At 72.6% G+C, this 17,786-nt stretch carries 15 protein-coding genes; 3 read left to right on the top strand and 12 right to left on the bottom strand.

What is annotated here, in order from left to right; all coding sequences use genetic code 11:
• Positions 1 to 93: 93 nt before the first annotated feature.
• Genes JQN83_RS04165 through JQN83_RS04145 form a run of 5 tightly spaced genes read right to left on the bottom strand, consistent with a single transcriptional unit; the run spans position 94 to position 7,365 of the window.
• A complete protein-coding gene (locus JQN83_RS04165; RefSeq protein WP_208565639.1) occupies positions 94 to 2,268 on the bottom strand; it encodes a bifunctional glycosyltransferase/CDP-glycerol:glycerophosphate glycerophosphotransferase in 2,175 nt (724 codons plus the stop codon).
• A 16-nt stretch (positions 2,269 to 2,284) separates the two neighbouring features.
• Entirely contained in the window at positions 2,285 to 4,366 is a 2,082-nt protein-coding gene (locus JQN83_RS04160) for a DUF5941 domain-containing protein (RefSeq protein WP_372443966.1), read from the bottom strand.
• The gene (locus tag JQN83_RS04155; RefSeq protein WP_208565638.1) at positions 4,363 to 5,106 is read right to left on the bottom strand and encodes an ABC transporter ATP-binding protein; all 744 of its coding nucleotides are present in this window, start codon (positions 5,104 to 5,106) and stop codon (positions 4,363 to 4,365) included. The genes JQN83_RS04160 and JQN83_RS04155 overlap by 4 nt, the downstream gene beginning before the upstream one ends.
• On the bottom strand, positions 5,107 to 5,934 hold the full coding sequence (locus JQN83_RS04150) for an ABC transporter permease (protein ID WP_208565637.1): 828 nt from the start codon (positions 5,932 to 5,934) through the stop codon (positions 5,107 to 5,109).
• Positions 5,935 to 5,994: 60 nt separating this feature from the next.
• On the bottom strand, positions 5,995 to 7,365 hold the full coding sequence (locus JQN83_RS04145; protein ID WP_208565636.1) for an L-serine ammonia-lyase: 1,371 nt from the start codon (positions 7,363 to 7,365) through the stop codon (positions 5,995 to 5,997).
• A gap of 678 nt (positions 7,366 to 8,043) precedes the next feature.
• Between JQN83_RS04145 and JQN83_RS04140 the strand changes: the two genes are divergently transcribed.
• Complete coding sequence (locus JQN83_RS04140; RefSeq protein ID WP_208565635.1) at positions 8,044 to 8,250, top strand: PspC domain-containing protein; 207 nt, start codon at positions 8,044 to 8,046, stop codon at positions 8,248 to 8,250.
• A gap of 462 nt (positions 8,251 to 8,712) precedes the next feature.
• On the opposite strand, the gene JQN83_RS04135 is transcribed toward JQN83_RS04140, so the two are convergent.
• The 7 genes from JQN83_RS04135 to pdxH all read right to left on the bottom strand — a co-directional run bounded on the left by JQN83_RS04135 (position 8,713) and on the right by pdxH (position 14,838).
• On the bottom strand, positions 8,713 to 9,480 hold the full coding sequence (locus tag JQN83_RS04135; protein ID WP_208565634.1) for a DUF4230 domain-containing protein: 768 nt from the start codon (positions 9,478 to 9,480) through the stop codon (positions 8,713 to 8,715).
• A gap of 101 nt (positions 9,481 to 9,581) precedes the next feature.
• On the bottom strand, positions 9,582 to 10,745 hold the full coding sequence (locus JQN83_RS04130; RefSeq protein WP_208565633.1) for an acyl-CoA dehydrogenase family protein: 1,164 nt from the start codon (positions 10,743 to 10,745) through the stop codon (positions 9,582 to 9,584).
• A 32-nt stretch (positions 10,746 to 10,777) separates the two neighbouring features.
• Entirely contained in the window at positions 10,778 to 11,083 is a 306-nt protein-coding gene (locus JQN83_RS04125; RefSeq protein WP_208565632.1) for a type II toxin-antitoxin system VapB family antitoxin, read from the bottom strand.
• A gap of 179 nt (positions 11,084 to 11,262) precedes the next feature.
• Positions 11,263 to 11,865, bottom strand: a complete 603-nt coding sequence (locus JQN83_RS04120; RefSeq protein WP_208565631.1) for a nitroreductase family protein — start codon at positions 11,863 to 11,865, stop codon at positions 11,263 to 11,265.
• Positions 11,866 to 11,867: 2 nt separating this feature from the next.
• Complete coding sequence (locus tag JQN83_RS04115) at positions 11,868 to 12,797, bottom strand: aldose 1-epimerase family protein (RefSeq protein ID WP_208565630.1); 930 nt, start codon at positions 12,795 to 12,797, stop codon at positions 11,868 to 11,870.
• Positions 12,798 to 12,865: 68 nt separating this feature from the next.
• Positions 12,866 to 14,158 (bottom strand): MFS transporter, encoded by a 1,293-nt coding sequence (locus JQN83_RS04110; RefSeq protein WP_208565629.1) that lies wholly within the window; start codon positions 14,156 to 14,158, stop codon positions 12,866 to 12,868.
• Entirely contained in the window at positions 14,155 to 14,838 is a 684-nt protein-coding gene (gene pdxH, locus JQN83_RS04105; protein WP_244251788.1) for a pyridoxamine 5'-phosphate oxidase, read from the bottom strand. Before pdxH ends, JQN83_RS04110 begins: the two co-directional genes overlap by 4 nt.
• A 217-nt stretch (positions 14,839 to 15,055) precedes the next feature.
• On the opposite strand from pdxH, the gene JQN83_RS04100 reads away from it, so the two are divergent.
• Both JQN83_RS04100 and serC read left to right on the top strand, forming a co-directional pair.
• Positions 15,056 to 16,162: a citrate synthase 2 gene (locus JQN83_RS04100; protein WP_088643529.1), complete on the top strand. Its 1,107-nt coding sequence runs from the start codon at positions 15,056 to 15,058 to the stop codon at positions 16,160 to 16,162.
• 381 nt (positions 16,163 to 16,543) lie between these two features.
• Positions 16,544 to 17,671: a phosphoserine transaminase gene (gene serC, locus JQN83_RS04095; RefSeq protein ID WP_208565628.1), complete on the top strand. Its 1,128-nt coding sequence runs from the start codon at positions 16,544 to 16,546 to the stop codon at positions 17,669 to 17,671.
• Positions 17,672 to 17,786: the final 115 nt, after the last annotated feature.

Here is a 17,786-nt window from a genome sequence, read left to right as displayed (position 1 = left end):
GTGACGAGCATCATCGGGTTAGCACATCGGGTAAACGTGCCATGTTCGACTGATGACAGCCCTATTACGGGCCAGTACGGCGATCCGCCCGGATCACCCACGTTCCCCCAGGAAGACCCGGCGGACCACCCGCTCCGCCGCGTGCCCGTCGTCCCAGCCGCAGAACCGCTCCCGGAACGCCTGCCGCGCCCGCTCGGCCGGCTCCCCGGTCACCGCGCCGCGACGGAAGACCGCACACAGCTCGTCGAAGGTCAGCGCGACCGCCCCCGGCGGTTCGGCGGTGACGTCGAAGTAGACCCCCCGGGCCAGCCGGTAGGCGTCGTGGTCCGGAGCGTAGATCACGATCGGCCGGTCCAGCACCGCGTAGTCGAACATCGCCGACGAGTAGTCGGTGACCAGCACGTCGGCCGCCAGATAGAGGTCCTCCACGCTGGCGACGTCACTGACGTCGACCACCCGCCCCCCGGCCCGCCGCCGGGCCCGGCCCTGCCGGTCGTGGAAGTAGTGGCTGCGCACCAGCAACCGCCCGGCCGGCCCGAGCACCTCCAGCAGCCGGTACGGGTCGAACGGCGGCCGGTACCCGGGCAGGTGCTCCCGGTGGGTCGGCGCGTACAGCACCACCCGCTCGTCCGGGGTGACGCCGAGCCGGGCCCGCACCGCAGCCACCTCCTCGGTGGTGGCGGTGACCAGCCGGTCGTTGCGCGGGTAGCCCACCTCCAGCCGGACGTAGTCCGCCGGATAGGCGCGGTCCCACATCTGGGTGGAGAACGCGTTGGAGCTGACGCTGTAGTCCCAGCGCTCCACCCGGCGCAGCAGCCCCGCGAAGTCCATCCCGACCGCACCGAGCGGGTACCGCTGCTGGTCCAGCCCCATCACCTTGACCGGGGTGCCGTGGTGGGTCTGAACATGGACCTGGCCGGGGCGCTTACGCACGAAGTCCGGGAAGTTGACGTTGTTGACCAGCCAGCGGGCCCGCGCCAGCACCCGCTGACAGTCGAGGGTGCCGGCCACCACGTACTCGGTGCCGGGCGGGAGGGTGTCGATCCGGTCCCGGCGGACGATCCACACCCCGCGTACCTGCGGGGCGAGCCGGCGGGCGGCGGCGTGCACCGCCGCCGGGTTGCAGGCGTAACCCCGGTACCAGTAGGCGGCGTAGACGGCCAGTGTCGGGTCGATCGGCCGGCGCAGCTCGGCCCGGTAGCACTCGTGCAGCAGCGCGTCCCGGGCCAGCCGGGCGGTGCGCCGGGCCACCGGCCGGGCCCGCCGACCGGCGCTGCGGGCGACCTCCCGGGCCTGGTTGGCGGTACGCAGTGCGCTGAACGTCCGCCACCTGCCGGCGGCGACCAGCCGGTGCTTGAGCCCGTCCCACCCGTCCGGCACCGGATAGCCTCCGGTGGGTCGGAACCGCCGGTGGTCGGCGGTGATCCGCTGGAAGAACGCCGGCCGCAGCTGCGGGGCGATCCGGTCGCCGTTGCCGAGCACGGTCAGGTAGTGCCAGATCATCCGTTCGAAGACCACCGGTCGCAGCTCGGCCAGGTCGGGCCGCTCGTCGAGGAACCCGAACACCCGGTGCCACTGGTCGAAGACCTCGAAGTGCCGGTCGTCGAGGGTCCGGGTGATCGCACCGGCCCGGCGCTGCCGGTAGTTGACGCAGACCCGGTCGAGCACCCCGATCCGCCCGGCGGCCAGCAGCACCGGGTAGCTGAACGCGACGTCCTCGTACCAGCCGAGAGCGAAACGCAGCCCGAGGCCGGTGAGGAACTCCCGGCGGACCAGCCGGTTCCAGGCGGTGTGCAGCAGGCGCAGCGCCTCCGGCCGCTCCGCCAGGCGGAACGTCGCCGCGCCTGGTGGTTCGGGAAACACCTCCGACAGTGCGCTGCGGGTGACCCGCTCGTCCCAGTGCACCCGCACGTGGTCGACCAGCAGCACGTCCGGACGGGTGGCGGTGAGCCGGTCGGCGACCTCGGGCAGGCAGTCGGGGGCGAGCCAGTCGTCGCCGTCGAGGAACCAGACGTACTCGCCGGTGGCCCGGTCCAGCCCGGCGTTACGGGCCGGACCGAGCCCCACGTTGCGTGGCAGGCGGAGCGCCCGGACCCGGGGGTCACGGGCGGCGTACTCGTCGAGGATGTCGCCGCAGGCGTCCGGGGAGCCGTCGTCGACCCCGATCACCTCGATGTCCCGCACCGGCTGGCCGAGCAGCGAGTCCAGGCATTCGCGCAGGTAACCCTGCACCCGGAAGGCCGGTACGACGAAGCTGATCAGCGTCATCCGGCCGCCCCTGTCGTCAGCCCGGCGAACCACCCCGCACGGGTACGGCCGCCGCCCGGCTCGCGCGGGCCGGCAGGACGACCCAGGCCAGCACGACACTTGCCACGAACACCAGCAGAAGGTACGCACCGAGTGTAGCCATTACAGGGCTGGCAAATCCGGCGATCGCCGCCACCGCCAACAGCACCGAACGCCCCTCCCAGCCCAGCGTCCACCGGTGTAGGGGCGGGGCCACCTGCCGCTTCTCCAACCGGGCGGTCAGGTCGTAGTGGTGCACGGTCAGCACGAAGACGTACCCGAAGAGCAGCCACGCCGGCACCCCGCCGACCACCCCGACCACGGCGGCGAACAGATACTCGCCGGCCCGCAATGCCGCCGGCACCAGCCAGTCCAGCGGCCCGTTGTGCGCCGCACCCGCACCCAGCCCGGCCACCAGCAGCACCAGCAGCGCCACCGGCAGCCACCAGCGCAGACCGCCCGGATCACCGTCACCGGCCGCCCGGAACAACCCCACCACCAGCAGCACCGCCGGCCCGAGCACCCCGAGCACCGCCAGGGTCAACGGGCCCATCGGGCGGACCACCGGCAACCGGGCCGCCACCGGCCCGTCGTCACGGTGCAACGTCGCGTCGACCGTGTCCAGCACCGGCACCCACATCCAGCGCGCCCGCAAAGTCCGCAACGCGCCCGTGTAACCGAACGCCAGCACCCCCCACACCAGCACCGAGACCAGGCTGACCAGCGGCCCGAACAGCGCGGCGGTGACCGCGATCAACGCCCACCGCTCGCCGATCGGGAAGACCACCGTCCGCTTCAACCAGTACGACACCGAGCCGGTGTCCGCCTGCACCCGGGTCGACGCGGCGTTCAGCTTCCCGCCGATCCCCCCGGCGGCCGGGGTGACCGGGCGGGGACGCCGGGCCGCCTCGTCGTGCAGCACCCCGTACCAGGCGTCGGTCATGTGCCGGACGGTCTGCAACGTCATCGCGGCGATCGCCAACGCCCAGCCGTAACGGAACCCGGCGTGCGTCGCGCCGTAGCCCAACCCCGCGTAGACCAGGTACTCCTTCGCCCGGTCGGCCATCGTGTCCAGCCAGCCGCCCCAGGCGCTGAAGTGCCTGGTGTACCGGGCCAACTGCCCGTCCACGCAGTCGAGCACGAAACCCAGGTAGAGCAGCACCGCGCCGGCCACCAGGGCGACCCGGCCACCCGCGCCGAAGAGCACCGCCGCGACCACCGCGAACAACACCGAGATCATGGTGACCCCGGTCGGCGTCAGACCCAGCCGGGCACACGCCTTCGTCACGTACGGCGACCAGGTGCTGACGAAGTAGGTGGTGAAGAAGTCGTCGCGTTCCTTCACCGACAGCCGCAGCTCCGCCCGGTCCTCGTCCACCCCGGCCAGGGCCGCCTCGGCGGCCGCGAACCCGGCCGGATCGGTGACCCGGTGCGCCACGAGCAGGCGTACCCGGTGGGCGAAGGTCAGGGTGCCGAGGTCGGTGAGCGCCGCGAACAGCCGGTCCACGGCGGCACCGGCCACGCCCCCCGCTACCGGGCCGTGGGCGGCCTGCCCCGCCGCCCGGCCACCGGCGGCCTGCGGGCCATGGGCGGCCTGCGGGCCGTGGGCGGCCTGCGGGCCGTGGGCGGCCTGGGCCGACGCCGGGCCGGCGGCGGCGCGGGCCGCGGCGGCCAGGGTCGGCAGGTCGTCCGCGCCGACCCGCACCGCGCCGCCGAAGACGCCGGTGGCGTCGGCCAGCTCCGGGCCCGCGTCGACCACCTGGCCGCGTTCCTCGCGGACCACCGTCTGACCGGCGGCCGGCGCATCGGTGAGCACCAGGGCCACCGTCGGGCCGACCGGGCTGGTCACCAGATGCCGCAGTACGGCCGTGTGCGCGACCAGGTCACCCCCGGTGACCAGCACCGGACCGGTGACGGTGTCGACCAGGGCGGCCAGCTCGGCGAGACCGGCGACGGTGTGCACCCGGTCCGCCCCGGCCCGGCGCAACTGGTCGACGAGCCGGTCGGCCAGGGCTACGCCCGTGCCGGTGGGTGGGCCCGCGGCCGGCGCACCGGCGGCGAGCACGATCGCCAGGGTCACCTCGGCACCGCGGCGTGGTACGCGTCGAGCGCCTCCGCGACCGTCCCGTCCACGGTCAACCGCCCGCCGTCGAGGTAGAGCCCCCGACGGCAGAACCGGGTCAGGTCCTTCTCGTTGTGTGACACCAGCACCAAGGTGCGCCCCTCCGCGAGCAGTCGGTCGATCGTCGAATAACACTTCCGGCGGAACTCCGCGTCGCCCACCGCGGTCACCTCGTCCATCAGCAGGATCGGGTGCGGCAGGTGCGAGATGATCGCGAACCCGAGCCGCACCTTCATCCCCGACGAGTAGTGCCGCACCGACGTGTCGATGGCCCGTTCCACCTGCTCACCGGCGAACGACACGATGTCGTCGAAGTGTCGCCGCAGGTAGCCCGTAGACAGTCCGTGCAGCCCGCCGACCAGGTAGAGGTTCTCCCGACCGGTCAGGTCGTTGGAGAACCCGGCGGAGAGTTCCAGCAGCGGCGCGACGTCACCGGAGACGGTGATCCGCCCCTCGTCGGGGATCAGCACCCCCGCGATCAGCCGCAGCAGGGTGCTCTTGCCGGTGCCGTTACGCCCGATCACACCGAGCGTGTCGCCCGGCGCGACGGTGAACGAGACGTCCCGCAGCGGCCAGAACTGACCGGCGGTGGCGGCCCGGCCGCCCCGGTGGATGAACAACTCCCGCAGCCGCAACTGCCGACGCCGGTTGCGGACGAAACGGATGCCGAGACCCTGCGCCTCGATGATCGGCGGCACCTACAGTTCCTTCAGCACGGCCGGTTCGAGCTTGCGGAACGCCCACCAGCCGGCCACCAGCACCAGCAGACTGCCGGCGATCGTGGTGGTCAGCAGCCGGGCGTCCGGGAACTCGTCCGGGTACCAGATGGCGTGCTGGAGCTGGAAGATGCCGACCAGCGGGTTCAGCTCGTACGCCACCTTCACCCAGGCCGGCATGCCGGACTCCCGGACCAGGCTCAACGGATAGATGATCGGGGTGGCGTAGAACAACACCCGGATGACCAGCCGCATGAACCGCTCCACGTCGCGCATCAACACGTTGACCGCCGACAGCAGCAGGGCCAGCCCGACCAGCAGGGTGCCCTGCACGGCGACGGCCAGCGGCAGGCTCAGCAGCGACCAGCCCAGCTCGATCCGGCCGTGTACGGCGTAGACGGCGGCGACGGCCAGCAGGATCGGCAGGCCCGCGACGTACTCGGCGAACCGGCCGGTGACCCGGCCGATCGGGAAGACCTGCCGGGGCAGGTTCATCGTGGTGATCAGGCGGGACTGCCCGGTCAGCGCGTTGGTCGCCTCACTCAACGCCGAACTGGTCCACATCCAGGCGAAAATGCCGGTGATCAGGAACAGCGGGTACGACCCGGCGGCCTCGCCGAGGTGCCGGTTGGTCGGCCCGGAGTAGAGCACCCCGAAGACGAAGAAGTAGATCGCGCCCATCCCCAGCGGCTCGATCAGCGACCAGAAGTAACCGAGCACGGACTGCTGGTATTTCACCGCGAGATCGCGTCTGACCAGGATGCGCAGCGAGTTGCGGTGCGACCACAACGCCGTGACGCCTGCGGTCACCGTCGCCTCCCGCCTGACAACAACGGACGACAGGTTAGCAGCCGGTGAACGAACGCCCCCTCAGCACTCGATCACGTTGACGGCCAGGCCGCCGCGTGCCGTCTCCTTGTATTTGACCTTCATGTCCGCCCCGGTCTCGCGCATGGTCTTGATGACCTTGTCGAGCGAGACGTGGTGCACCCCGTCGCCGCGCAACGCCAACCGGGCCGCCGTGATCGCCTTGATGCTAGCCACCGCGTTGCGCTCGATGCAGGGGATCTGCACCAGCCCCCCGACCGGGTCGCAGGTCAGCCCGAGGTTGTGCTCCATGCCGATCTCGGCGGCGTTCTCCACCTGCTCGGGGGTGCCGCCGAGCGCCTCGGCCAGCCCGGCGGCGGCCATCGAGCACGCCGACCCGACCTCACCCTGACAGCCCACCTCCGCCCCGGAGATCGAGGCGTTCTCCTTGAACAGCACCCCGATCGCCCCGGCGGCCAGCAGGAACCGCACCACCCCCTCGTCGGAGGCCCCCGGCACGAACCGGGTGTAGTAGTGCAACACCGCCGGGATGATCCCGGCCGCACCGTTCGTCGGAGCGGTCACCACCCGGCCACCGGCGGCGTTCTCCTCGTTGACCGCGAGCGCGAACAGGGTCACCCAGTCCATCGCGCGCAACGGGTCCGTCGAGCCGGCGTCGGCCTCCAGGCTGCGGCGCAGCTCGGCGGCCCGACGACGGACCCGCAACCCACCCGGCAGTACGCCGTCCCGCTCGCCACCCCGGGCCACGCACTCCCGCATCACCCGCCAGATGTCCAGCAACCCGGCCCGGACGTCCGCCTCGCTGCGCCAGGACAACTCGTTGGCGAGCATCACCGCACTGATCGACAGGCCGGTGCCGGCGGTGACGTCCAGCAGCTCGGCACCGGTCGAGAACGGGTGCCGTACGGCCGTGGTGTCCGACGTGATCCGGTCCGCCCCGGCCGCCGCCTCGTCCACCACGAACCCGCCACCGACCGAGTAGTACGTCCGGGTCCGCACCTCCACCCCGGCCGCGTCCCAGGCCACGAAGGTCATCCCGTTCGGGTGGTACGGCAGCGACCGGCGGCGGTGCAGCACCAGGTCCCGGTCCGGCTCGAAGTCGATCTCCTGGCCGCCGGGCAGGGCGAGCCGACGCCGGGCGCGGACCTCGGCGACCCGGGGGCCGACACTGTCGGTGTCCACCGTCTCCGGGCTCTCACCGGCCAGCCCGAGCAGCACCGCCCGGTCGCTGCCGTGACCGTGACCGGTCGCACCCAGCGAACCGAACAGCTCCGCCCGGACCCGGGTGACGGTGTGCAGCAACCCGTCGGCCTTCAGCCCGGCGACGAAGGTACGCGCGGCCCGCATCGGGCCCACCGTGTGGGAACTGGACGGCCCGATACCGACACTGAAAAGGTCGAAGACACTGATCATCGCTGCGCTTCCTCGCCGTCGCCCGGTGGTGCCGGGGCCGGGCCGGGTCCGTGGCCACCCGGGGTCCGCCGGTGACCTGCTGATCCCGCCCGGGGTGGGGGCGGTGTCGACCGGCGAGCCTACCCGCCCACCCCACCCCACCCCTTCCTGTCCCCGCACCCCGCACCCCGTTCCCCTTCCCGCACCCCGCACCCCGCACCCCGCACCCCGCACCCCGCACCCCGCACCCCGCACCCCGCACCCCGCACCCCGCACCCCGCACCCCGCACCCCGCACCAAGATCGTGCTCGATCCTGGTTGTAGTGGCATCCCTGCGCGGCGAGGCCACTACAACCAGGGTCGAGCGTGATCTTGGTGCCTGAACCACCGGGGTAGGCGGCGCGAGCCGTGGCAGGCAGCGCGGGCAGCGGCGGGCAACGCGGGCAACGGCCAGACAGCGCGGGCAACGCGGGCAACGGCCAGACAGCGCGGGCAACGCGGGCAACGGCCAGACAGCGCGGGCAACGCGGGCAACGGCCAGACAGCGCGGGCAGCGCCCGGAGCATCAGCCGGGGCCGACTCGGGTAACCACCTACGGGTACGGGGTCACCGGATCACTCTCGGGACGGAGGGCAAGGTGGCCACCCCTTCCTACCGTGGAATGCAGCGCGGCGGATCGCCGCAGAGTGGAGTTAGACGATGAGTCGCAAACTGGTCCGACCCCGCGAGGGGCGCATGCTCGCCGGTGTCTGTGCCGGCCTGGCCCGCCGGTTCAACACCTCGGCCACCCTGGTCCGGCTGCTGTTCCTGCTGTCCCTGCTGCTGCCCGGCACGCAGGTGATCGTCTACCTGGTGCTGTGGATCCTGATGCCCAACGAGGACCGCTACGCCACCACCACCTACTGACCGCGCCGGGCCGCCCGACGAAGACCGCAGCGCCGCCGCCCGACGAGGCGCATCGCTGCCGCCGCGCCGCCCGACGAAGATCGCATCGCTGCCGCCGCGCCGGGCGTCGCCCGGTCACCGTGGATGCCGCCTCCCGTCCCAGGGTGGCGGCATCCTGGCGTTCCCACCCCCCTGACACCAACCCCATCGACATCCACAAGCCCCCACCCGATCAATCACCCGTCGACAGCGTGCAGGTGGGGTTACACGCGGTGATCAAGAGGTTTACGTCAAATTGAAGATCAAGAATGACGTAAACCTCTTGATCACCGGGACCACCGGGGGCACCGGGACCACCGGGGGCACCGGGACCACCGGGACCACCGGGGGCACCGGGGCGCCGTTGGGCGTGGTGCTGTGGGCTGGTGTTCGCGGTGAGGGGCTGCGGGGTTGGCCGGGGCGCGGACGGTGGGGCGCTGCGGGTCAGGGGGCCGTGTAGGTGATGGTGATCTTTTCGTAGCCGAGCGAGCGGAGCAGGCCCTCCAACATCTTGCGGGTGTTCTCCTCGGCGCGCTTGGCCAGCCCGCTGTCCCGGGCCGCCGTGGTGATCCGCTCCTCGGCCATCCGGTAGACCTGCTGCTGCCGGTTGGGGTCGCCCTGGACCAGGTCACCGATCCGGTTGAACAGGCCGCGTTCCTCGGCGAAGACGTAGCTCTTGTCCATGTCGAGGTTGGTCTGGCCGAGCTGCGGCGCGGGCAGCTTGATCTCGACGGACTTGCCGTCGGCGGACGGCACCACCGCCCCCTCGCCGATCTTGCCGAAGTCCACGTACGCCTCGACGCTGCCCGCCCCGACGAAGAGGGTCCGCTGGTTGAGCAGGAACTCCGGCACGTTCTTACGGTCGTTCTGAAGGTCGACCACGACCTGGAAGTTGCCCTCGGCCGCGACGTAGCGGCTGAGGTCCTGGATCGATTTGAGCAGCGGCGGCTGGCTGCGGTCGGTCTGTTCCTTGGCGAACGGGTTGCGGAAGTCCGGGAAGAGCCCGGTCACCTGCGTACCGAGCAGCACCACCACGACCAGCGCCGCCGCGCCGAGCACCCAGAGCAGCCCCCGGGCCGGGCCGCCACCGGTGCGGGGCGGGTCGGCCGGTGGGGTGTCGGGGTCGACCGGGTCGCCCGACCGGGTGCGCAGTGTGTCGGCGGTCGGGTAGCCGGGGAACTCACTCTGGGGGGTCTCACCGTCGCGGGCCATCGCCCTCACCGTCCTCGTCAGACACGTGCCTCTGTCGATGACGGTACGGCCACCGTGCGACGCGCGCGCGGCGAGCGCCCCGAACGGGTGACGGGCGGTCGTCAGCCGAAGGCGGACAGCCCAGTGAGCCGCTGCCCGATGACCAGCTGGTGGATCTCGGAGGTGCCCTCGTAGGTGAGCACGCTCTCCAGGTTGTTGGCGTGCCGCATCACCGGGTACTCGCCGGACACCCCGTTCGCGCCGAGGATCGTCCGGCACTGCCGGGCGATCGTCAGCGCCTCCCGCACGTTGTTCAGCTTGCCCACGCTGACCTGGTCGGGTCGCAGTGTTCCCGCGTCGGCCAGCCGGCCCAGGTGCAGGGCGAGCAGCAGCCCTTTGTTCCACTCCACGGCCATGTCGGCGAGTTTGGCCTGGGTGAGTTGGAACCCGGCGAGCGGCCGGCCGAACTGGGTGCGGGTGGCGGCGTACGACAGGGTGGTTTCCAGGCAGTCGCGGGCCGCGCCGAGCGCGCCCCAGACGATGCCCTGCCGGGCCTCGGTCAGGCAGCTCAGCGGTGCCCGCAGCCCGACCGCCGCCGGCAGCAGGGCGTCCGCCGGCAGCCGGACCCCGTCGAGGGCGATCTCGCCGGTCACCGAGGCGCGCAGCGACATCTTGCGGCGGATCTCCCGCGCCGTCACCCCGGGGCTGTCCATCGGTACGAGGAAACCCCGCACCCCCTCGTCGGTGCGGGCCCAGATCACCCCGACGTCGGCGATCGGCGCATTGGTGATCCACATTTTCGCGCCGTCGAGAATCCAGTCGTCGCCGTCGCGGCGGGCCCGGGTGGTCATCGAGGCCGGGTCGGAGCCGTGGTCGGGCTCGGTCAGGCCGAAGCAGCCGATCGCCTCACCGGTGGCCATCGCGGGCAGCCAGCGTTGCTTGTGGTCCTCGCTGCCGAAGCGCCAGATGGCGTACATGGCCAGCGAACCCTGCACCGACACCAGGGAGCGGACACCGGAGTCGCCGGCCTCCAGCTCCAGGCAGGCCAGCCCGTACGCGACGGCCGGGGCGCCGGCGCAGCCGTACCCGGTCAGGTGCATGCCGAGTAGGCCGAGCCGGCCGAATTCCCGGGCCAGCTCGCGCGCCGGGACGCGGCCGTCCTCGTACCAGCCGGCGACGTGCGGGCGGACCCGGTCGTCGACGAGCCGGCGGACGACGGCCCGGATCTGCCGTTCCTCCTCGCTCAGCGAGGCGTCGACGTCCAGCAGGTCCAGTACGGTGCCCATGGCCGCCACCTTAACGAGTGCTCAGGCGGGCGTCACTCGGGCTGGCCGGTGTAGACCAGCACCCGGGCGTGGATCTGGTTGCGTTGCTGCAACGCCGCCCGCAGCGCCCGGTGCAGGCCGTCTTCCAGGTAGAGGCCGCCGCCCCACTCGACCACGTGCGGGAACAGGTCGCCATAGAAGGTGGAGTCCTCGGCGAGGAGCTTGTCGAGTGCCAGCTCACGCTTGGTGGTGATGAGCTGGTCGAGCCGCAGCGGGCGCGGTGGGATCTCCGCCCACTGTTTGAGAGTCAGGTTGTGTTCCGGGTAGGGACGCCCGTCCCGGACCGCTCGGAAAATCACGGCACGCTCCCCTCCCCGTGGTCAGGCCGACCCTCGGCGTGATGCCGGGTCACGCCGAGGTGCCGCGCCATGCGGCACCGATGACGGTGCCAGCCTATCCGCCCCTGCCACACCGCGTTTTGCTCCCCGTTGTCGGTTTCTCTCGCTCCGTCACCCACTGCGCAGGGTACGAACCGGCATCAACTCCACCGACCGCGCCGGACCACCTCGTCCACCGGCCGACGCCCCCGCCGCAGCGACGGTGACCGATGGTCAGTCGCTCGGTAACCCACCGTTACTGCGCCGATCGGATGGTAATCCGGCGGCACCCCGAACGCCTCCCGGTACGCCGCCGACCGGTCGGGCGGAATGCCGAAGAAACACGCCCCCAACCCCTCGTCCACGGCGGTGAGCAGCATCAGCAGCGCGGCGAAGCCGGTGTCGACGTACCAGTAGGGCACCGGCCAGCGGTCCTCCGAACGGTCCGCCCACCCTTTGTCCGGCTCCGCGTACCGCTCCAGGTAGACCGACCGGTTGGCGTGCGGCACCACGATCAGCGGGGCGCGGCGCATCCCCGCCAGCCACCGGTCGCGGCCACCGCCCGAGGGGGTGGCCGCCGCCCAGAACCGCTCCCGGTCCGCCGGCTCCTCCAGCACCAGGAAACCCCAGCCCTGGGCGAAGCCCGCCGACGGCGCCCGGACCGCGTGGTCGAGCAGCCGGTCCACCACCTCCGGCGGGACCGGCCGGTCCGGGTCGTAGTTGCGTACCATCCGGCGACGCCGGACCACCTCGCCGAACTCCATGCTCAGACCCCGGGCCGGATGCCCCAGTTGCCCCGCCAGGTCTCCCCCGGGGCCAGCGCGATCACGTCCCGGCCGGACCGGAACGCGTCGGGCGGGCAGGTCATCGGCTCCACCGCCACCGACCGGCGGTGCCGCTCACCGGTGAGCGCGTCACCGGTGAAGACCTGCCACCAGCCGAACTCGCGGTCCGCCCAGAGGTGCACCCCGTCCGCGTCGTCGGGGGCGGTCAGGGTCACCGACGAGCCGCCGTCGGAGTCCCGGATCACGTCACCGAAGCAGAGGTCGAGCTGCGCGGCACCGATCGGGCGGGGGCTGGTCCAGTCGTACTCGGTGCCGGCCACCGGGGTCGCCCCGATCGGCAGCAGCCGGGCGTCGACCTGCAACCGGCTGCGGGCCGGCAACCGCATCGTGAGGTCGTCCACCGCGACCCCGGCCAGCCGCAGGTAGGGGTGCACGGAGAACCCGAACGGCGCGGCCTCGCCCCCGGTGTTGGTCACCTCGTGCTCGCCGCGCAACCCGTCCGCCCCGACACTCCACCGGGTACGCAGCCGCAACGACCACGGGTAACCCGGGGTCGGCGGCAGGTCGTAACCGAGGGTGACCGTGTCGGCGGACTCCTCGATCAGCTGCCAGCGCACCCAGTTGACCAGGCCGTGCAGGGCGACCCCCCGGGTCGGCTCGGTCAGGTCGAGCTGCAAAGACCGGTCCCCGAAGGTGTACTTCCCGTCCCTGATCCGGTTCGGCCAGGGGGCCAGCACGTGTCCGGCGCTGCCGGGGCTGATCTCGTCCTCGGCGTACCCGTCGAGGTAGTCCACCCCGTCGCGCCGGTACGTCCGAACCCCACCGCCGACCTCGACGATGACGGCCTCGTGGCCGTCGGCGGCGATGGTCCACTGTGTCCCCGAGGGCGGCCGGTGCATGGCGTTGTCCATGTCGTGACCCTAGTCGGTGCCCTGGCCCGCCCGCCGGACCCGGCTGGCCCGTCCCACCTGGCGCGCGGTCAGCGGCGGTCCTCGGTCACCGAGCCGGCCCGGTAGCGCAGCAGGGCCGGGAAGCACGCCACCAGCAGCACCGCCAGCCCGGCCGAGAACAGCCCGCCGGCCACCCAGGCGACGCCACCACCGAACCCGGCGGCCATCGCCCCGGCCCGCAGGTCGCCCAGCCGTGGCCCGCCGGCCACCACCACCGTGTTCACCCCCTGGAGCCGGCCCCGCATCCGGTCCGGCGCGTAGACCAGCAGCATCGACTGCCGCAGCACCGCGCTGACCAGGTCCGCCGCCCCGGCCACCGCGAGCAGCAGCACCACCAGCCAGAGCTGGCGGGCCAGCCCGGCCGCCGCGATGGCCAGCCCCCAGCCGACCACCGCCACCACCAGGGCGAGCCCCTGCCGCCGAAGCCGGCCGATCCAACCGGAGGTCAGGCCGCCCAGCATCGCGCCGATCGCGATGGCGCTGTAGAGCCACCCCACCGCCGCCCCGCCGCCGAACCGTTCCTGCGCCACCTCGGGGAAGAGCGCCCGGGGCATGGCCAGGATCATCGCGATCAGGTCGATGGCGAACGAGGAGAGCAGCACCGGTGTGGTCGCCAGGTAGCGGAACCCGTCGAGGATGCCGGCCAGGCCACCCCGACGCGCCTCCCCCTCGGCCGGTGGGGCCGGGGGCATCGCGGGCAGCCGGACCGTCGCCACCACCAGCGCGGTGAACAGCAGCGCGTCGGCCGCGTAGGCGACGGGCAGCCCGGTGTCGGTGCCGAAGGTGGCGAAGACCAGGCCGGCGGCGAGCGGGCCGGCCACCGACGCGGCGGTGAAGGTGGTGTAGTTCAGGGTGGTGCCCGCCGGGACCAGCTCGGGCGGGAGCAGCCGGGGCAGGATCGCCGAACGGGCCGGCGAGCTGATCGCGAACGCGACCGAGTGCACGGTCACCAACGCCAGCAGCAGCACCGGGCTGCCGAGGCCGGACAGCGCGTGCCCGAGCAGGCCGAGCATCGACACCCAGAGCAGCGCCGAGCCGACCAGCAGCACCCGCCGCCGGTCCCGGGCGTCGGCCACCGCCCCGCCCCAGAGGCCGAAGACCAGCAGCGGCAGGAACCCGGCCACCCCGAGCAGCCCGACCCAGAACGAGTCCCGGGTCAGCGCGTACATCTCCACCGGAACGGCGACCGCGGTGAATTGAAACCCGAACATCGCCACCGTGTTGCCGAGCCACATCCGGCGGTACGCGGGGACCCGCAGCGGTCGCAGGTCGATGGCCAGCCGCCGGGCCCGACCCGTCCGGGCCGGTTTGACGGCGGTCACGGGGCCAGCCGCTCGACGGCCCAGCCGCCCCCCTCGACCCCACGGAACCGCAGCCGGTCGTGCAGCCGACCGGCCCGGCCCTGCCAGAACTCCACCGTCTGCGGCCGGACCAGGAACCCACCCCAGTGCGGGGGCGCCGGGACCGGCGTGCCGGCCGGGAAACGCTGCTCCGCCGCCCGGTACGCCTCCTCCAGCGCGGCCCGGTCCGGCACCACCTCGGACTGGGTGCTGGCCCAGGCCCCGAGCTGGGAGCCGCGCGGCCGGGTGGCGAAGTACGCCTCGGTTCCGGCCCGGTCGACGTGCTCCACCCGACCGGTCACCACCACCTGCCGCTGCATCGCGAACCAGGGGAAGACCAGGCTGGCCCACGGGTTGGCGGCCAGCTCGACGCCCTTGCGCGAGGAGTGGTTGGTGAAGAAGACGAACCCCTGCGGGTCGTACTCCTTGAGCAGCACGGTCCGGCCGCTGGGCCGGCCGGTGGCGTCGGCGGTGCCGAGGACCATCGCGTTGGGCTCGGGCAGCCCGGCCGCGACCGCGTCGGCGAGCCAGCGGCCGAACTGGGTGGGCCAGTCGGCGGCCAGGTCCGGCTCGGAAAGGCCCCGGTCGGCGGCGTACTCGTTGCGCATCGCCGCCAGGGCGGGTGTGTCGCCCGTCACGTCGTTCTCCCTCTCGCCGGGCATCCGGCGTCTGGAGACGCTGGCCAGCCCACTGATCAGTCTCACGGAGAGCGCCCCGGCGTCCAGCGGCGGGGATGTCGCGTGCAGCACAGTCGCAGCGGGTCGCGCGCTTGGTTACTCACCAGGCAAGATGGCGAGAACACATCACTGAGGGTCGCCTTAGGTACCGGGCCGGACCGAGCCCGTGGCGGGCGCACCGAGCCAGAAGCCAGGAGACGACATGGCCGACTTCAAACCGGGCCTCGAAGGCGTCGTGGCCTTCGAGACAGAGATCGCCGAGCCGGACCGCGAGGGTGGCGCGCTGCGCTACCGGGGCGTGGACATCGAGGATCTGATCGGCCAGGTCTCCTTCGGCAACGTCTGGGCGCTGCTGGTCGACGGGCGTTTCGGCCCCGGCCTGCCGCCCGCCGAGCCGTTCCCGGTGCCGGTGCACTCCGGTGACATCCGCGTCGACGTGCAGTCCGCGGTCGCGATGCTCGCCCCGTACTGGGGGCTCAGTCAGCTGCTCGACATCTCCGACTCGCAGGCCCGCGCCGACCTGGCCCGGGTCTCGGTCACCGCGCTCTCCTTCGTCGCCCAGTCCGCGCGTGGCCTGGGCCTGCCGGCGGTGCCGCAGAAGGAGATCGACAAGGCGGAGACGATCGTCGAGCGGTTCATGAAGCGCTGGCGGGGCGAGCCGGATCCCCGGCACGTCAAGGCCGTCGACGCGTACTTCATCTCGGCCGCCGAGCACGGCCTGAACGCCTCGACCTTCACCGCCCGGATCGTCGCCTCCACCGGGGCCGACGCGGCGGCCTGCATCTCGTCGGGCATCGGCGCGCTCTCCGGCCCGCTGCACGGCGGCGCCCCGTCGCGGGTGCTCACCATGCTGGAGGCCGTCGAGCGCAGCGGTGACGCCGAGGGGTACGTCAAGGGTGTCCTCGACCGGGGCGAGCGGCTGATGGGCTTCGGCCACCGCGTCTACCGGGCCGAGGACCCGCGCGCCCGGGTGCTCCGGCGCACCGCCCGGGAGCTGGGCGCACCGCGTTTCGAGGTGGCCGAGGCGCTGGAGAAGGCCGCCCTGGCCGAGCTCCAGGCCCGCCGCCCGGACCGCGTCCTCGCCACCAACGTCGAGTTCTGGTCGGCCGTGGTGCTCGACTTCGCCGAGGTGCCGGCGCACATGTTCACCTCGATGTTCACCTGCGCCCGGATGGGCGGCTGGTCGGCGCACATCCTGGAGCAGAAGAAGCTCCAGCGGCTGGTCCGCCCGTCGGCCCGGTACGTCGGCCCGGGCACCCGCAAGCCGCAGCAGGTCGAGGGCTGGGACGCCATCCCGCACGGCGTCTGATCCCGTTCCGCACCGAGGGGCGTCGACCGACCGGTCGACGCCCCTCGCGCGTGTCACCCGGCTCCGGCCGGACGGACGACCCGGCGACGCGCGACCCGGCCGACCGCGACCACCGGCCGGCTGCCCGGCGACGGGTGGACGATCAGGAGCGGCCCGGCCGGCGACCGGCCGTTGATCACGCAGCGGTGTGGCCGACGCCTCAGGTCCGGGCCTGGGACCAGCCGGCATCCGGGCCACCGCGGGTGCGAGGATGAAGGCCGGCAGTGTCGCCGGACCGGGCACGGACCCGGCCACGTGGTGCGCCCCGCGCACCCGTCCGCCGGCAGTCCCGCGCCTGGTGAAGGGCCCGCCCTAGCCCCATGCGGAAGGATCGAGAAAACCGTGGCTGACGCACCGACCATCCGGATTCCCGACGACATCAAGCCCGCCGACGGGCGGTTCGGCTGCGGGCCGTCCAAGGTCCGTCCGGAGGCGGTGTCCGCACTCGCCGACGTGGCGACCAGCTACCTGGGCACCTCGCACCGGCAGCAGACCGTCCGCGCCGAGGTCGCCCGGCTGCGCAAGGGCATCGCCGAGTTCTTCTCCCTGCCCGAGGGTTACGAGGTGATCATCGGCAACGGTGGCGCCACCGCCTTCTGGGAGGTCGCCACCTTCGGTCTGGTCCGCGACCGGGCCCAGTTCGCCAGCTTCGGCGAGTTCGGTGCGAAGTTCGCCAAGTCGGTCAAGGACGCGCCGTTCCTCGGTGAGCCGACGGTCCGCAAGGCCGAGCCGGGCAGCGCCCCGGGCCTGCTGGCCGAGGCCGGGGTGGACGTCTACGCCACCCCGCACAACGAGACCTCCACCGGGGTCGCGGTGCCGATCAACCGGGTCGCCGACGCCGACCCGGGCTCGTTGCTGCTGGTCGACGCCACCTCCGGCGCGGGCGGCCTGGACGTCAACGTCGGCGAGACCGACGTCTACTACTTCGCCCCGCAGAAGTGCTTCGGCTCCGACGGCGGCCTCTGGTTGGCCCTGATGTCGCCGGCCGCGTTGGAGCGGGCCACCGAGATCAAGGGCTCCGGCCGTTACATCCCGGCCTTCCTCGACCTGGTCACCGCGATCGACAACTCGCGGCTGGAGCAGACCTACAACACCCCGGCGTTGGCGACCGTCTTCCTGGCCGCCGAGCAGACCGACTGGATGAACTCGCAGGGCGGCCTGAGCTGGGCGGCCAAGCGCACCGCCGAGAGCGCCGGGATCGTCTACGGCTGGGCCGAGCGGGCCGCGTTCGCCACCCCCTTCGTCACCGACCCGGCGCTGCGCTCCAACGTGGTCGCCACCATCGACTTCGCCGACGGGGTGGACGCCGCCGCGATCGCGAAGGTGCTGCGGGCCAACGGGATCGTCGACACCGAGCCCTACCGCAAGCTCGGTCGCAACCAGCTGCGGGTCGCGCTGTTCCCGGCGGTGGAGCCGGCCGACGTGGAGGCGCTCACCGCCGCCATCGACTACGTGGTCGAGCGGCTCTAGTCACACCCGTCACGGTGGGTGGTCGCAGCGGCTGCTGCGGCCACCCACGGTGATCATTGCCGCAGCTCAGTCGCGACATGCGCAAGTCGCATCCCCCACCTGTGGGCAGATGAGC

The sequence above is a fragment of the Micromonospora antibiotica genome (genome assembly GCF_017599305.1).
Lineage (GTDB): Bacteria > Actinomycetota > Actinomycetes > Mycobacteriales > Micromonosporaceae > Micromonospora > Micromonospora antibiotica.
This window is presented reverse-complemented; position numbering and strand designations above follow the sequence as displayed.

Bases quoted from the DNA above. Each gene is read 5' to 3' on its own strand.
- JQN83_RS04165 (WP_208565639.1), bottom strand. From the start codon at position 2,268: ATGACGCTGATCAGCTTCGTCGTACCGGCCTTCCGGGTGCAGGGTTAC.
- JQN83_RS04145 (WP_208565636.1), bottom strand. From the start codon at position 7,365: ATGATCAGTGTCTTCGACCTTTTCAGTGTCGGTATCGGGCCGTCCAGT.
- JQN83_RS04140 (WP_208565635.1), top strand. From the start codon at position 8,044: ATGAGTCGCAAACTGGTCCGACCCCGCGAGGGGCGCATGCTCGCCGGT.
- JQN83_RS04135 (WP_208565634.1), bottom strand. From the start codon at position 9,480: ATGGCCCGCGACGGTGAGACCCCCCAGAGTGAGTTCCCCGGCTACCCG.
- JQN83_RS04130 (WP_208565633.1), bottom strand. From the start codon at position 10,745: ATGGGCACCGTACTGGACCTGCTGGACGTCGACGCCTCGCTGAGCGAG.
- JQN83_RS04120 (WP_208565631.1), bottom strand. From the start codon at position 11,865: ATGGAGTTCGGCGAGGTGGTCCGGCGTCGCCGGATGGTACGCAACTAC.
- JQN83_RS04115 (WP_208565630.1), bottom strand. From the start codon at position 12,797: ATGGACAACGCCATGCACCGGCCGCCCTCGGGGACACAGTGGACCATC.
- pdxH (WP_244251788.1), bottom strand. From the start codon at position 14,838: ATGCCCGGCGAGAGGGAGAACGACGTGACGGGCGACACACCCGCCCTG.
- JQN83_RS04100 (WP_088643529.1), top strand. From the start codon at position 15,056: ATGGCCGACTTCAAACCGGGCCTCGAAGGCGTCGTGGCCTTCGAGACA.